Source organism: Aporhodopirellula aestuarii (assembly GCF_023701485.1).
In the GTDB taxonomy this organism is placed as follows: domain Bacteria; phylum Planctomycetota; class Planctomycetia; order Pirellulales; family Pirellulaceae; genus Rhodopirellula; species Rhodopirellula aestuarii.
Genome location: NZ_JAMQBK010000073.1, coordinates 51,207 through 67,583, shown reverse-complemented (window position 1 = coordinate 67,583; position 16,377 = coordinate 51,207). Strand labels below are relative to the sequence as shown.

The window sequence follows — 16,377 nt, the reverse complement described above, 5'->3', positions numbered from 1 at the left end:
TTCTGGTGAACGGTTACGTTGGACAATGGGTGAGGCATTGCCGATCACCATTGTGGACTTTCCGAATTATCAACGAATTGCGGCAGATGCGATCAAGATGCATAAAGCGGGGTCGCCGTGCAACAGCATCGCGGTAGCACTAGAGATCGATCCCTCGACCGTCAAAAGGGCGATTGAGTGGGGGGCAAAGAACGACCCGAGATTCATCCCACCGGCCGACTTCAGCATCCGACGCAAGAACCCCAACAGCAAGACGGCAAAGATCGGTCCCGAGGTCGCACGACTGCGAGAGGAAGAAGGCCTTACTTTCGAACAGATTGCAGAGAAACTCGACTCCACCGGCAACACGGTATCACGAGCGTACAAACAATTCCACTCCGCCGAAAATCTCAAGGCGGTCAGCCAAGGTAAGAACCTCAACACCGGCCCCAAAAGCCGCAAGATCCCCGAGGAGAAGATCAACCAGATCCGCGACCTTCTCACCAACAGCAACCTCAGCATGCGAGAGATCGCCCGCCGAGCTGGAGTAAGTGCCTGGACCGTTCGCCACGAGAAGAAACGGATGGCGAAAGCGTAGCGGTTCCGAACCGTGTCTGCCTATGACAGAACCTACTGCAACAAAGGGGACATGAATTACATTCAGTAAGCCACCGGTGGATCACTCGCGGTTCTGTATCACGCCAGCGTCGGCCCGTTACTAACGTCGAGCATGGCGGAGTACATCATGATCGAGGAAGCAAACATGCAGCCGCAGCCGGTGCGGGATTTTCCGTTGACACCTCGGATCGAGACCAGGGTCGACGGCCGCTGGTACCTAGCAAAGGATCCGGGAAGGTGTCCACGGTATTCGATTCATTCCTTTCTTCACGCGCCTCCTGAGCACAAACAAAAGTCGTCATACTCAACATGAACACCGATGCCAGCAGGTAGCTCCATATGTTCGATCTAACGTAGTTTTTCATGACTGTTTCTTTAGTTCCCATCTTTGTTCCCGCATCATTGCAGGAAGATCGACGCACGATCATTCTGTCCCCCAAAACTGGATTCATTCTATTTCCAATTCTCAATCTTGAGATAGAAACCGGCCTCCTTGCTGCCATGATTGGCGAGAAACAGGTATTCCGGTTTTCCGTCTTTCCAAAGGATATGGGGGCGTTCGGTGCGTGAGAGTTCCTTTCCGAAGTAGTGCGCGTCTGTGTTGTAGCTGAACTTGGGACGCTCCCAGTGAATGCCATCGGAGGACTTGAACAACAGCCCAGGACGATTCCCACCAGGCTTTGCGTCGAGCGAAGGTTCTCCACTTAGCGCACTCGCAACATCCATGCGATCTTCCGTGATCATGTAATAGGTGTTGCGGTAGAAGAACGCGTAGGGATCTTCGATGTCGCGCTGCATGTGCTTGAAGCTGATCAAAGGATTCTCAGGGCTATCCATGTACGGCCCCTCGAGCTTGTCCGCGATGGCCACGGAAATCTCCCTGAACTTGGATCCCTTCGACATGGACTTGTAATAGATTCTGAATTTCCCTTCCCGGTCAACCAGGAAACTGGGGTTGGAGGCATGCGCGGAATTGGACGTGCCCGGGGTCGGGCGGATGATTGGGTTGTTCGGATTTTCAGTCCAAGGCCCGTGAAGGGATTTGGCCGTCGCCATCCCGATCGACTGCAAGCTGCCTTTCTCCACCGACTTCCACAAGAACACGAGCACGTACGCATCTCCGACCTTCGAAATCTGTGGATTGTGATACGTCCGCTGATCGCTTGAAAACACGGCGCCGAGCAACTGATAAGGTCCCTCAACGGAATCCGCCACATAGTGGTTGATGATGCTCTTTGACTGCCAATATCCCATTCCGTTCTCGCCCTTGTAGGGAATCGATGAATTGAAGATGTGCAGCTGACCCTGCTCGTCATAAATAGGCGCCATCCCCCAATTCCACCAACCATCCTTGGCCGGCAAGATGAACTTCCCGGGAACGAGCGACTTTCCAAAGGCGGATTCCTTCATCGGCTCGTCGCCACAGGCGAGAGAGGCAGGAGCCAGAATAAGCAGGCAAAGCATCAATAAGCCAAACCTGGGGTGTGATTTGCAGCCTGAGGAGAGTGTCATCGTTGTCATGTAGTTGTCCCTTCTGAGTATTTTGATGATCTACGTTCTCCGAGATCGTTAGTGCCAAGTGATCTTGGATTGCCGGGTTTCGGTGTTCACCCAAACGCTGGCGTGTTCAAACTCGCGGGTAAACTCCCAGCCACCGGGGGTGGTTCGCTTTGCGGCCCCCTTGGGTGGACCAAGCGGTTTGTGAAATTCGGGATAGTCCACTAATGCGCCCGATGCTAGCTTCCAACCCCAACTGTATAAGAAATAAGAATACGGCTGCGCACCAATCAGATAGCAAGCCAAAGCGAACTCCACATTTTCCTTCGCGAGTTCTGGCATATTCGGCTTGATGTTTCTACGGCCTGTTCCCTCGACGCCGAGGCGAAAAACCGAGATCTTGCCCTTTTTGGCATTTCTTCGCATTTGTATCCACTCGGACAGCAGACTTTCCTTGCTAGATTTTGTGCTTGCATAGTTTTCAAACATGATCGCGTCGCTGGCGGGATACACATACTTGGCATCCTCGCTGTATGCATTGTTCGCAAGAAGAATCTTGTCAGGTCCCAGACTCTCCTTGAGATCGGTCATCATCTCACCCATGGCCCTCTGAATCTCCACGCTCTTGTTCTTGCGAAGCTTCACATTGCCATGCATTTGATCGATAAAGGCTCCGTCACATCCCGATTCTCGCACTCCCTTCGTCACCGTCTGCACCCACCAGTCACGAAAATCGGGGTTCAACACATCAAAACAAAAAGCACCAAACTGGTCGGCCAACTTGCCGGTTTTCGAGTGCGGGATTAGGAACTGCTTGAGCTCAGGAAGTTCATCAATGCGATCCTTGGTGAAGTTTTTGTTGTAGGAGGTAAAAGGCCACGCATAGGCTGCATTGAAGTAGAACAGGACCTTCATATCAGGATTGATCTTCTTCAAAGCAGCGGCTTCATGCTTAGCGCCCAATTCAGCGGCACCGAGCTCTTTCACTCCATGCGACTTTTCGATACAGAGAAAATCCGTCTGCTGGGCAATGAACTCGACTTCCTCACGCGTCAACAGCCGATGCTCGTTTCCAAACATGTAATACGTTGGTACCGTGTCCCAGCTGAACACGGGAAAGAATTCTTGAGGCACAAACCGGCTTCCGTCGCTGATATGTAATGATTTGTCATCTAACGGTCCGGACAAATTTTCAGCAGCAAGAAACGTTGACGCAGCAGTCAAATACGACGCCACCAAACAAGGCAAAACGATTGTTCGCAAAGCTCGGCAAGGCATTTGGTTTTTGATTTTATTTGTCTTCATGTTCAACTTTCTTGCGACTGCGGCACTCTGACTTTTAAACGGATCACTCTGCAAAAAAGCTTAGTTCTCAAGCGACTCAAGGATAACTCTCGCCACTTCATCCCCCTGCGCATTGCTGCCGGCTTCGTTGTAGTGAACGTTGTTTGGAGCAACCCACCACTCGGAATGATGCGGCTTGGTAAACGAGTGCAGATCATTGATCGAAACGTCGGGATATCCCGCTAACACCTCGCGGGCAGCAGCGTTGAACCTAGCCGAGTCGCCAACCTTGCGACCTGGTTCGTCTGGCGCGACCGGCGTCGTGGTTGCGAAGAGGAGTTTAGCATCAGGTGCAAGCGTCCGTAGATATTCCACGATCTCGCCAAGGTTCTTCTGGTAGGTCTCCAGCGAAGAAACCTGTTTTCCGTTGGTTTTGTCCAGCTTCCTGCCCCGAAGATACTTGAGATCATGGAGACCGACGTTGAAATGAATGACGTCCCACTGAAAATCCCAGGGGTGGTCAAGACGTTCGTCGTGCATGGCGTCGTGCATCTTGCTCATATTGGCAATGAACGTGCTGGAGTCGCCTCCATTGCGAAACAGCCGGTACACATTTGCCTGGCCGTTCAGTTTTTCCCGCAAGCGCTGCGTGTAATGGATCGATATCGAGTCGCCATAGATCAGCACATTGGGCAAGGTTGGATCATTCTCTACAAATGCAAACTCCGGGCGTTTTGAAAACCTCTCACCCACCAGCTTGTACCAGGCATCCTCTGCCCGGTTCGTGCTCTCCACGGCAAGCACAGTCACTCCGGAAAGCAGCACCGCCAACACCAGCATCGTCATTCGTTTCTGCATCGCTTATTCTCCAAGCTTGTCGGTGAGCATGACTTTTACGACCGTGTCGTATTCGTTCAGTGGCTTGGCGGGCAGCCTCAGATTCAGCACGTCGCCATCCTGGACAAAGTCGGCTTGCTCACCGCCTGCCAGATAGACAACCGAGGCTACTTGGATGGGCAGGCCATCGACAGTGATGCTCCCGGATTCGGGCCACTGGAGAATATGTAGGTACAGCGTCTTGCCATCCTTGCTTGCGGAAATGTCGCCCCACTGCGGTCGCGATTGCAAAGGATTGCGGCGGGTTTCATAAATCGATTCACCGTTCACTTTTAGCCAATCGCCGATCACGCCATACAGCCGGATCGCCTCGGGATCGAGCTGTCCGTTGCCCATCGGCCCGTTGTTCAGAAGATAGTTTCCGCCGGCGCAAACGGTGCCCACGAAACGTTCAATCATCTCCTTTTCGCTATGGTAGTAGCAATCGCCTTTGGTCTTGTAGCCAAAGGAAGAACTCACACTGTCGGGCGATTCGACGTATAGCGGAAGTTTCTTCGTGGGGACTTCCTTGTCACCAATCGAAACATAGTCGTAATAGGGCAGGTACTGAGCTTCGATCTTTCCCTTGCCGGAATGGATGATACGAGAATTGATCAGGCAATCGCGACGGTGCTTTCGAACCATGTCGCTATACAACTTCACGCGTTCCCGGTTCATGTCCCGTGGCGTGTCAAACCAGATCAAATCGAGTTCATAGTTTTTCACCAGTTCCTCGACCTGAGGAAGCCCCTTTTTGCTGATATAGCGATCCATATCGGGTTGAAAATCGTCCGGAAGGTCGGGATGGATGAGCTTGTACCTTCCGTCGAAGCGTGGAGCGATGAAGGGCGCATCGGGTTCGTCCCAATCCTGTGCCTGCGAATAGTAGACACCGAACTTTAGACCGTTGCGATGGCAGGCCTCGCTCAATTCCTTGATGATGTCACGTTTGAAGGGCGTGTAGTCAACGATATTATAATCGCTGACCATTGACTTGAAGAGCGCAAACCCATCGTGGTGCTTGGAAGTAATTACGACATAGCGGATGCCGGAATCCTTGAAGACTTTGGCCCATTCATCTGCATCGAATTCCGAAGGATTAAACTTTGCCGCCACCTGATGGTACTCAGCGGCCGTCATCTTGCCAGAGATCTGGATCCATTCCGAGTAGCGATGCTCCGAACCACGGCCCTGGTATTCGCCTTCCAGCGTGGAGTAGACGCCAAAGTGAATGAACGCACCAAACTTGGCATCGCGAAACCATTTCTCCTGTCGTGCAATGGAATCGTCTGTCTGTTTCAAGTTCTCGTCAAAGCGATATTCGAAACGATGTTCCGGAACGATTTTTTTGGGAGCCTCTTGCGCTTGCATCGGCAAAATAGCCGATACGACAACGATCAATGACAAGGCTAAAGGTTTCATTTGTTTTCCAATTTGGTTTCGTTTTCAGTTGGGGAGAGGATATCAGGACTCTGTTCTTTCGATTGTCAGTCTACTCAATCCACAGTTTTCCAGATGATGGACGAGGTCTTGGTTCTCAGGTTGACATCGACACTGCAGTGCTCAAAATCCCGGTGATAGGCGTAGCCATCTCTGGTGGCCATGCCCAAGGGCTTGCCGATCTTTTGAGCAAAGTCGTCGGACCAGTAAATGAGCGAGTCGTCGGCGGCATAGGAGTTTTCGTTGCCGCCCCAACTGTAAAAGGAGTAATCGTTGGCGATGACCAAGTAGCAGGCGAGCGTAAAGTCGTGGGTGGCCCCAAAGGCACCATCCCCGGCTCCACGGCAAAGGATGTATTTGTCAGACGGAATGGCTAACAGCTCCTCTATCAACTTCACGCCTTCGTCAGCGGTCTCAACCGAGGACCGAAAGAAGGCTTCGCAGAAGACGCCGTCGGCATGAACAAGTGTACTCGCCCCGGCTACGTACCTGCTGGAGGTTTGGACGCGGTAGCCGTTGAAGATCACGAAGCTGGACAATCGCTCGAGGCAGCTCTCGACACTTTTCAATTGGCCCCGGGCGTTGGCACCCGGAGCGCCGTCGCCGAAAACTCCGTTCAAGGCACTATCGTTGACCAACCGGTCGGCCGTGTCGGCCCACCAGTTTCGGGCGTCGTCGTTGGGATAGGTCCAACGCACGGTTCCTTTCCGAACCTCTTCAACCCAGTCCGGATGCTGTGCAACCGTATCTCGAACGGTGGTATAGAACTGACTGTATGCGGTGTTGGTGCTCCAGTAGAGCAGGACACGCATCTCCGGGTTGTTCTTTAGCAGTTTCTTGGCGGTTTCCGCTGCCGCTTTTTCGGTGCTCGTTGCACCATAGATGTTCTTTGCATGCCGCTTTTCGATCGTAAAGATTGCGTAATGGTCCCGGATGAAATCGTATTGTTCAGGCGTATAATCGTCATTGCGAAACGCATGACCGAAAAGACGCACTTTGGACCAGTCGCCCGGTCCCGCCGGCTGCGCATGGAGGTTTTGGGGAATGAGGGCAGCACAAACGGCTGTTGTCCACAAAAGCAGTTTCGCTTTGAACGGTCGCGTTACGTCCTTTGATCGATTCATCAAAAATAACCTCTCCATGAGCCAACAAATTCACTGTCTTCTATTCTCAACAAATTCAACATTCTCAAGCTTCAGGACCACAGTATTGGGCCAGGTCTTATCGTTGTAGATGCGTTGGGCACGCATTACCGAGAGTTCGAGACCAGCCTCGGTTTGCTTGAACCGCGACGTGGGGTCGGCGTCAGGTTTGTATTCCAGCACCTTGTCGTTTTGCCCCAGGACCGACACGCGTGTCTGCTCCGTCGCCTTCCAGCTTTTCAGCACGATCTCTTTTCGCTCACCGTAATTCCAACGATTCTTTCCAGTGAATTCTGTCAAGAAGACATAGACTGTTTTTCCATCCTTGGACTGTGTGTACCAAATCTTGTTCTCGCGGATGACCTTGCTGGGGCGAACATCGTGTATGGCTTCGTCGTTGATGAACATCCATAGGCCCAGCTCACGGAAGATTCGTTCCTGTTCCGGGGGAATGATACCGGAGGGCTCGGGACCGATATTGATCAACAGATTCCCACCCTTGGCCCGAGTCTCGATCAACATGTCAATGAGTTTGCCGCCATTCTTGTAATCCTCGTTGGTAGGTTTGAATTGCCACTGCGTCCCCAATGTAAAACACGATTCCCAAGGACCGGGAATCGGTGCATCTGGAATCTTTTGTTCCGGCGTGGCCATCTCGCCCCGAGTCACCAGGCACTTCGGCTGCAGGTCATGGACGTAATCTCGGATTTGGGCACTATCAAACGCATCCAGAAAAACCACATCGATTGGACCGTAATCGGTCAGCAACTCTTTGATCTGCCGCTTGTCGTATTCAAGTAGCTCCTGGTTTTCGGAGATCCGAGTAGCTTCGCCGGTCCGGCGAATCACGTGCCCCTGTTGACGTAAGAAATAGAAATCCTCCGGAGAAAAATAGAAGCCAACCTTGAGGCCTGTTTTGCGACAGGCATCGACATACTCGCGGACAATGTCCTTCTTATAGGGTGTACTCATGATGCCAAAGTCGGTCGTCTTGGTATCCCAAAGACAAAATCCACTGTGGTGCTTGGTGGTCAGAACCATGTACTTTGCACCCGCAAGTTTGGCGATCGCCATCCACTCGTCCGGGTCGTACTTTTTTGGATTGAACGTTTGGGGAAGCTCGTTGATGTAGCGGTCAAGATACCGCTCGTTCGCCCCCACCATCGAGTGACTGATCACGGATCCCAGTTGTGAATCCAGGGACCAATGGACGAACATGCCAAGCCCCCAATCCATGAACTCCTCTTCGCGCTGCTGGTCATTGACCACCTTTCCCTTGCTAGACTCCGACTGAGCGTAGGACTCTGGCGCAAACACCGCCAACAGCAGGCCGACGACAATGATGCATTCAAGAATAGTCTTCATTGTGGATTTCCTCGCATTAACCTTCGACAGGGTTCTTTCTCTACCGCTTCATTGCCGGCAATAGGCGGATCAACGTGGCACCCTCGTCGCTCTCGCGCCCGTCGGCCCGTACTGCGGTGACCTTGAGCGTCATCTGGTCGATCTGTGTCAGGTCGGGGGCTTGGTAGATGAACTGGGTACCCTCGATATCTGACGCGATCGGCTCATAGTCCGGCGCGTTACCTACCGCGCGGTACAGGTTGTACGACACCGCATCCGCGCTGCCGGTCCATGAAAGCTCGATCTGACTTCTGCCGCCTTTGTCAATTTTCAAGTTCGAGGGCGCGGCAACAGGGTGATATAGCGGGATGTCCACGACGACATAAGCCTGGCCCTTCGTGGTTTCAATAATGATTTGGTCGGTACCCTTGGCCGAGAAGTCTACCGTTTTGCCGTCCGCGGTTTTTATGAGGGCTTTGGCGATGTTGGGGTATCTGAGCTTCAAAGTTCCGCCCACCTTGGACAATACTTCCAGGCGAGTGGCCTGTCCGCTGGACCACTGTGCGGAAACCTCGAAATTGCCTCGCGCCAGCAGGCCGCGGTAGCTGCCGTCCGGCCAGACTGTGGGCAATGCGGGCAGCGGGGCCACGACGTAATCCTGGCTCTGCAGGAGCAATTCCGCGACTCCGGCCGTGGCGCCGTAGTTGGCGTCGGCCTGAAACAGCTGGCCGCCACGATGGTCGTTGAACAAGTTGTGCATGTAGTTTCCTTCCAGCAAATCCCGATAGAACAGATACGCTTCATCGCCGTCATGCACACGAGCCCAAAAGGCGATTCGCTCGGCGCGCGCCCAGCCAATGTTGGAGCTGCGGGTGCGCAGGGTCAGGGTTGTTTTGACGGCATCGAGCCAGGCCGGAGTTGAGTCGTTAATTAACTGACCCGGGTACGATCCCAGCAGCATGGAGGTGTGCCGGTGGTGAGGGTCGATGGTACTGCCGGCGTCGCCGTAGAATTCTTCCTCACGGAACTCCTTGATTTGTCCGGATTTTCCAACATGGATCGGGTCCAAGCGCGGGAGCTGCGATTCATACAGCTCCAATCGGTCATCGATGCGGCCGAGGATTTTGGCGGCCTTCAGTGTGTTGTGATGGTTTTCGTAGAACATCTGCTGGTCGAAGGTGGTGCCGATTGTCTCGCGTTTCCTTTTTCCTTCCAGGTATTGTTCCGGGGATGAGGAAGGCTTGGCCAATAACGCACCATCGATTTCCTGAACGAACCGGGAAACGAAGTTGGCCTGTTCATACATCACGGGATAGACGGTTTCGGCCAACAGGGTCTCGTCGCGTGTGTAGTCGTAGTAGTCCCAGAACATTTGAGAAATCCAGCCACCTGTGCCGAAACCAGCAATGGGGGTTTTTCCGGGAACATCATACGGGTTAGCCCAGAAGGGACCGGACCAACCGTTGTCTCCGTCCGGATCGAGCTGCGCGGGATTGTACTGCTCGATATACTGCGTGGCGTATTCCCGTTGCCGATGGACGAACACATTGAAGAAGTCCGCATAGGACTCAAACAGCTCAGGCAGGTTGGCGGAAAAGGCCGGTGCGTAGGCCATCTGCACGTTCGTATCGTGCAAGTACTGAGAAGACCACGGCGGTCGTTCATAGACGTTCCAGATTCCTTGCAGGTGGGGCGGAAGTGTGCCGGCTCTGGAGGAACAGATCAGCATGTAGCGTCCGAACTGAAACGCGAGTTCCTCCAGGTATCGACTGGAAGTGCCATCAGGATAAGCATCGACTAGCTCGTCGGTTGGATTCGTCGGTGCCGTGGCGCCGAGATCCAAACTGACCCGGTCGTAAAGTTCGGTGTAGTCGGCCTGATGGTTTGCCAACAACTCCTCATAGGACTTCACTGCTGCGTCGGCCAGATAGCCCGTTACCTTAGCGTGGGGATCGGGAAATCCGGCGAGCTTGTCTGCGGGATCCTTGGTCAGAAACACCTGGGGGTCGAACTGGTAATTGGTTCCGACCGCGATCAGAATCACCGCACTGTCAGCATCCGAGACCGTGATCGTGCCTTCACTGCTTGATGCGTTCATCCTGCCACCGGTGGGAATGACCTTGAACTGACCCTCAAACTTGATCTTGAAGTACGTCATGACACCGGACAGCGTGACCGTGTCGCCCTCCGCCGAGACGGACCCTGATTTGCCATCGCCAAGGAAGGGAATGGTGGGACGCAGCGTGAACGACAAAGTCCCCGCCTTCGACGCGTTCAGGCGGATTAGCATCACCTTGTCGGGGTAGCTCGTGAAATACTCCCTCGAGTACTCCACACCTTCCTGCACATATTTCACATAGGAAACGCCTTCATTCAGGCTCAACTCCCGTTCGTAGTCACTGACGTTCTCGTGGCCGAAATCAAGATAGACCTCGGCGAAGTTATTCACGCCGCGGCGTTTAAATCCACTGTTCTTTGCCGCCCAGTCGTACAGACTGTTTTCAGTGATCTGAATTCGCTCCTTCGTCGTGCCACCGAACACATTGGCACCCATGTAGCCATTGCCCATTGGGATGGAACGGTTGACCCAGCCGGCATCGCTGTCCGGCGCAGGCTCGTCGTACCAGAGCCGCAGAGCCTTACCCGCCCCGTCTGCGACCAAACCAGATTGCTGCTCCACCGCCGAAGCCTCCGGAGCGAAATGGCTACCCGTCCAGAACAGTGTGGACGCGGCCAAGACAGTCGTCAGTAGATTGCGTGCCAACATGGTTCTTAAAAACTCGCTTGTCGTTGTGGTCACTGAATTGTTATCGATGTGGGATTGGCAACGAGTGCCCATTACGGCAACTTCTTGAGCTGCAAATGGCGATATTCCATCTTGCCGCGGTCGCCCTCCAACCCGATGGGACCGGTTTCCGGAAGTTCGAGAGCAGCTTCGAGAACTTCGCCGTTACACGTGCAATGCGCGACGCCATCATTGACAGTGACTTCGATCAGATTCCAGTCTTGCGGCTTATAGTACTTCAAGTCGTTGTAGGGGCCGGCAACGAGATAGTCACGACATTGAAGTTGTGGCTTGCGGATGAAGATGCCACTATCCGCGTTGACCGATGCTCGAAACTCGAGTTTCAGCACGAAGTTTTCTGGAAACTCCGCGACCGTATATAGCTGACCGGTGAGGCGATCCTTTTCTTCCGGAAAACTGACCGTGAGAACACCGTCGTTGGCTGAATAGCGATGATCCTCGTCCGTCTTAGTCTTTCCATCGAACGTTTCGATCACCGCTCCGGCGTTGGTCTCGCGCCTGGGGGTTTTGACGCGGAAGCACCAACCGCTGAGATCCTTGCCGTTGAATAGGGAGCTAAAACCTGGCTCGGGCATCCAAGATTCGGACTGCGCAAACAAGTTTTGTTGCCCAAACAGGGTCGCCCCCATGCATAGGAGCAATCCAACAGCAACAATCATTCGGTTCTTCATAGCTTCTTTTTGATTTAGTCTTGGCTTAGTGATTGAATGTCATGAAAGGTCACCGGGGATTGCACGCCTGGCAGCTCAAGGAGAGTCGGCATGCGACTGTTGCCCGTGCGTGCTCTTTTAAGGGCCTGCCCTGCGTCATCTTGGAGCTTGAATAAGGACAACCCAATCCTGATCGGTTGTATTTGGAGGCACTCCGAGAGACACCTTTTCAGGGCCGCCGACGACGGTGCCGCGTGTGCCGCCAACCAAAACTCCACCGCTACGCGGGTTAAACCAACGAACCGAGAACGCCTGATCGTTTGCCCCAGATAAATCTACGATCGCCTCTCCACCATTCTGTAAATACAGCAGGTAGGACTGCCCTTCGTCTGCTAAGGCCCAATTGTTGTCACCGATAGCCAAAGCGTCGTTCGGCTTCATTTTGACAATCTCTTTGGCCAAGTTTTCATTCATGAACTTGGCTGCGTGGCCCATTGCCTTCCAGCAATCTTCATAGGACGTATAGTCGATGTGCTTTACGTCGTCACTCCCGGCATAAAACTCCATGTGCCCCCCTGCCATAATAGCGCCCCAGATGACCTCTTTGCGCAACACATCAACGAAGCCTTTGGGTCGCTTCCTGCCCCACCAAGGTTCATCGACAGAAACAACCCATTTGTGACCGCTGGCGGCACTTCTGTCATACCACTCTTTCACCTCGTCGTGGTTGCTCGGTAATTTGCGATTGACGAGGTAAGTCTGCAGGCTGGGCCCCGTGATGTCCTCATGTCCGATCAGCTGAGGGAAGATATCGGCAAACTTGCCGGCAGGGCCATTGTGAACGGAAATGTGATCGTTGTAGTACGTGAGCTCCCTGATCCGAGTTGCGAACTCTTTTCTTTGGGAATGGGTATTGGGTGTCTGGATGCCAGTTCCCTTCGCCTGATTTTCTTCACCGATATTCCAAGTGATGGCCATGTGATGACCAAACCTCGCAATCATTTCGCGGTAGAGAATCTTCCGAGCATTGGAGAACGCTCCATGTCCATCCTGCTGCTCGAGATAATTTGTGTTCTCAGATTCTGATAGTTGGAAATGCACCATCAATCCCATTCGATCGAAATGGGTAAACAGCACCTCCCATTGAGCGAGCTTGGAAACATCATAAACATCAATGTGATCTGCACCGGTCCAAGGCCAAGCCTCTTTGCCATCCCCGTAGGCGTTCATGCACAAGAAGTAGTGCCCGTTCACGCCCAGAGATGAAAGGTAATTGATCAATCCGATGATGCCCTTGCCTTTTCCATCTGCCCAAGTGGGATCTCCAGGATTCCAGTCGGTGATGTTGGGCGTGTAGAGGTCGTTTGCATGCCCGGGGGTTCCGTCGAATTCACCGTACTCCAAAAGCACCTCCGGGCTGTTGGCTCCCACTTTGATAAAGTGATCCCCATCGGCAAAACGCAAGTAATGCTCGCCAACATATTCTAACTTCCCCTTGGCTCGAAAATCACTTCCTGATTTATCCTGTGAGCCGATTCGCAGTCTTCCTGTTTCGCCATCCGGGGCAGTGCCACGGGTTCCTCCTGCCAAGTTTGCGGCAACATCATTCCCGGTGACAAAACTTGTCTTGTACGTCCACTCGCCCTTCTCACCACCGGCGAAGCGCGCTTTCCATTTATTTCCGCTGACCGCGGATGTATTCGCCGGATCTCCATCGGCATCAAAAAAGCCTGGAACCTCATACTCTCTTCCGCTGGGTGCGGTAAGCGTGACATCCAGTCGGTAATCTCTGAACGTCGCGGAAGATTCATTCGCCTCCGGGCCATCGAAGACCAACTCGATGCGGTGCCATTGCTTGAAACTACCGTCATCATTCTTTTCACCTTCAATCGATGCTGAAAAGGACGGATGCGGCAGTCCCAACAACGCAAAAACGATGGCACACATCAAATTGCGCACCGTCTTCATTGCGTCGTTTAACTTCATTGGCTTCATGATGGCTCGATGCAAAACGCGATTTACCTTGACAAAATAAACTCTGATGTCGTCATCAGCTTTCGCTCATCCGTGGCAGAGAAAAAGAAGGCAACAGCATCTTCCGGCACGTCTGCGATCAGCGTTGCCTCTGAAATAGTCGCCGGTGCCTTGCGCCATTTTCGTTTCGGCCAGGCACTGGTCCAGTCCGCCGTATAAAGTAGTTCGGCGTTGGTAATCTTCGTGGAAGCGGTATACGTCACGGTAGCCTGATCATTCTTAATCGTTGGTTTGTCAAACTGCACCAACGGCTTACCTTCGTTCACCACGCTATTGGCAAATGCGTAGATTTCCTCCGGACGCCAGCCGGAACCGTGACCGTGACTCATTTCAAATTGATAGCGTAAGATCGATGGCCCCTGCACCGCTTGGGACGACAGCTGGGTGATCGGCATGGTGAAGTGATTGTCGTTGGTCCCGTTGACCCACAGCGTTGGGATGGTGACGTTTTCGAAATAGGCCGAGCCGTCAAAACTCGCATTCACCACGTCGGTCTGTTGGCCGGGCTTGATTGCTTCGCCCTGATGGCCGTCTGAATCGGGCAAGAACCCGCAGCCATAGACGGGAACGGCAAATTGAAACCGGTTGTCGACACCCATCACAGTGCTGGTCAGCGTTCCGCCCCAACTGATGCCGGTCACGCCAATCTTCTCAGCGTTGACCTCCGGAAACGACCGTATCAACGAGTGGGCAATCACGACCTGCGCGACGGCATGATAATACCACTGCTGTTGAATCGGCTTGGCATAGTCACCGAACACTCCATCCCGACTTGGCCCGGGATTGTCCGTTGAAAGACGCGGCCTCCTGCTGTCTTTGGTTTTACTAATCGGGAGATGCCCTTCCAGGTCCATGCTGATCGCTGCGTAACCGTGTTCGTTCCACAAGTTCACCCATTCGTCAAACGCCGTACCGCCGCCGCCGTGGATGCAGACGACCGCCGGCCAGCCCTCTGCGGGAGCGGTTCCCTTGGGGGCACTGTAGTAAGCAAAGACCTGCACGGGGTTGCCCCTGTAGGAAATGGAAGAGAAGAGAATCCCCGTCATACCCTCCTTGGCGGCCTTGTCCGTTTTTTCCCATTTCGGCACCTTGGTTAATTGGTCGAGTTCCCACGGCCCCACCTGCTCTGCCTGGGCGTTCATGCAAAGCGCAAGCAAGGTCAGCAGGGTAGTCACGCTAAACTTATTCGCCATTACACATCTCCGTGTGTGCTCATTTGAATTTCCCATTCACTCGTTCACAAAGCCTTCCACATCATCCATGACGATCTCTTGACGCGCGTCGTCACCTCGAAGCGTCAATTCGACATTCTTGAACTCAATGTTCTTGGCATGGCGGAGATAGGCACCCCATGCTGGCAACACACCAAAGAAAAACTGTTCTGGATACCGACTCTCGTCCTCCGCCACCACCCGCTGTGCATCTTCCTCGGTGCCATGACCTGGGTAAGAGATCTTGATATTTTCCAAGATGACGTTTTCGACGAAATGACCTGGGATGCCCGTGATCATAATTGGCCCGGCTTTCGACTTCTCTTTGTCAGTCACACCTGGGGTCTCATCCACCTTGAGGTTCTTATAAACCGCTTCAGCAGCTTTGGCCCGGTCCTCTACAGTGACCTCGGCAACCACATCACTGATTCGTATATTCTTCAACGTGCCGACCGAGGCATCTTCTCGTGCTTCGCCAAAGTGACTGCCGCGATTTCCCAGACACAAGAATAGGGGATTGCCAACATCTTTCATGACCACTCGGGAGATGTTGACGTTTTCCAATCGCCCGCCGTCCACCGACTGCAGCTTGATGGCGCCCATCGGGCAGTCGTGAAAATAGCAGTTGGTGATGCTGATATCGATAAACCCGCCACGGGAGGACGAGCCAAATTTGACCGCGGCCGTATTGCTATCCGCCCGACACCCGCGCACCACGATATTCCTACAGGGATTCAACGAGCTTTTTAAACAGATCGCGTCGTCTCCAGTGCTAAGATCACAGTTCTCGATCAGCACATTCTCACAGCCATCCAGATCGAAACCGTCATTGTTGTAGTTGTTGTTGCGAAAGCGCAAGGTGACTGCATTAAAATGAATGTTCTTGCAGTCGATCAGGTGCAACCCCCAAAACGCTGGACGCTTGTAAGTAACACCAGAAAAGGTCAGATCCTCACAACTCTCCATCCGCATCAGGCGCGGGCGGATGCCTTTGTTTCGACCACCGTTCCGGTTCCGGGGAAAGTTCTCGTGAGTTCCTCTGCCATCGATCACGCCGAGTCCTTCGATCGTGATGTTGTTTGCGTTTTCAGCATAAATCAGGCAATGGGCAGCACCCTCTCTTGGTCTGCTGAGGTTTTCAGTTGGGTAGTCCGCCACATTGGTGCTTCCAAGCAAGCTGGCCCCGTAATCCAACGAGAGCGTGACTTTACTTTTGAGAATAATCGTTCCAATTTGAAAATCACCAGCAGGCACCCAAACAACACCCCCACCGGCATCGTGACAGGCATTGATGGTCTGTTGCACCGCTTCGGTTTCCATCGCGACGCCATCGCCGACGGCACCGAATGTCTTGATGTTAAAGACCTTCGCTTCATTCGCCTTCCTCGCTCCAGCGATCAGGGCTTGGTTGTCAATTGCATACAGGGGCGTAGCCGAAAATGTGTATCCGAGCCACATCAATACCAAGCTGCTAATTTGTCGGTTCATGTTTTGTC

General features: G+C 53.2%; 12 protein-coding genes. 1 reads left to right on the top strand and 11 read right to left on the bottom strand.

Annotated elements, in window-relative coordinates; genetic code table 11:
• Positions 1-577 (top strand): helix-turn-helix domain-containing protein (locus tag NB063_RS25355; protein WP_407652709.1); only part of this gene is annotated, 577 nt, incomplete at its 5' end.
• A 473-nt stretch (positions 578-1,050) separates the two neighbouring features.
• Here the strand turns inward: NB063_RS25355 and NB063_RS25350 are convergent.
• The 11 genes from NB063_RS25350 to NB063_RS25300 form a co-directional block, all read right to left on the bottom strand.
• Positions 1,051-2,061 (bottom strand): glycoside hydrolase family protein, encoded by a 1,011-nt coding sequence (locus NB063_RS25350; RefSeq protein ID WP_250931832.1) that lies wholly within the window; start codon positions 2,059-2,061, stop codon positions 1,051-1,053.
• 105 nt (positions 2,062-2,166) lie between these two features.
• Positions 2,167-3,150, bottom strand: coding sequence for a putative glycoside hydrolase (locus NB063_RS25345; RefSeq protein WP_250931831.1), 984 nt, complete (start codon positions 3,148-3,150; stop codon positions 2,167-2,169).
• 309 nt (positions 3,151-3,459) lie between these two features.
• Positions 3,460-4,236 carry an SGNH/GDSL hydrolase family protein gene (locus tag NB063_RS25340; RefSeq protein WP_250931830.1) on the bottom strand — a complete coding sequence of 259 codons (777 nt, stop codon included), beginning with the start codon at positions 4,234-4,236 and terminating at the stop codon, positions 3,460-3,462.
• 3 nt (positions 4,237-4,239) lie between these two features.
• Positions 4,240-5,676, bottom strand: a complete 1,437-nt coding sequence (locus NB063_RS25335) for an alpha-L-fucosidase (protein WP_250931829.1) — start codon at positions 5,674-5,676, stop codon at positions 4,240-4,242.
• A gap of 74 nt (positions 5,677-5,750) precedes the next feature.
• On the bottom strand, positions 5,751-6,818 hold the full coding sequence (locus NB063_RS25330) for a putative glycoside hydrolase (RefSeq protein ID WP_250931828.1): 1,068 nt from the start codon (positions 6,816-6,818) through the stop codon (positions 5,751-5,753).
• 30 nt (positions 6,819-6,848) lie between these two features.
• The gene (locus NB063_RS25325; protein ID WP_250931827.1) at positions 6,849-8,201 is read right to left on the bottom strand and encodes an alpha-L-fucosidase; all 1,353 of its coding nucleotides are present in this window, start codon (positions 8,199-8,201) and stop codon (positions 6,849-6,851) included.
• 40 nt (positions 8,202-8,241) lie between these two features.
• Positions 8,242-10,980, bottom strand: coding sequence for a glycoside hydrolase family 95 protein (locus tag NB063_RS25320; RefSeq protein ID WP_250931826.1), 2,739 nt, complete (start codon positions 10,978-10,980; stop codon positions 8,242-8,244).
• Positions 10,981-11,018: 38 nt separating this feature from the next.
• Positions 11,019-11,645: a 3-keto-disaccharide hydrolase gene (locus NB063_RS25315; protein WP_250931825.1), complete on the bottom strand. Its 627-nt coding sequence runs from the start codon at positions 11,643-11,645 to the stop codon at positions 11,019-11,021.
• A 147-nt stretch (positions 11,646-11,792) separates the two neighbouring features.
• Positions 11,793-13,631 (bottom strand): DUF5060 domain-containing protein, encoded by a 1,839-nt coding sequence (locus NB063_RS25310; protein WP_250931824.1) that lies wholly within the window; start codon positions 13,629-13,631, stop codon positions 11,793-11,795.
• A gap of 23 nt (positions 13,632-13,654) precedes the next feature.
• Positions 13,655-14,863 (bottom strand): alpha/beta hydrolase family protein, encoded by a 1,209-nt coding sequence (locus NB063_RS25305; protein WP_250931823.1) that lies wholly within the window; start codon positions 14,861-14,863, stop codon positions 13,655-13,657.
• A 36-nt stretch (positions 14,864-14,899) separates the two neighbouring features.
• Complete coding sequence (locus tag NB063_RS25300; RefSeq protein WP_250931822.1) at positions 14,900-16,369, bottom strand: glycoside hydrolase family 28 protein; 1,470 nt, start codon at positions 16,367-16,369, stop codon at positions 14,900-14,902.
• Between the last annotated feature and the right edge of the window lie 8 nt (positions 16,370-16,377).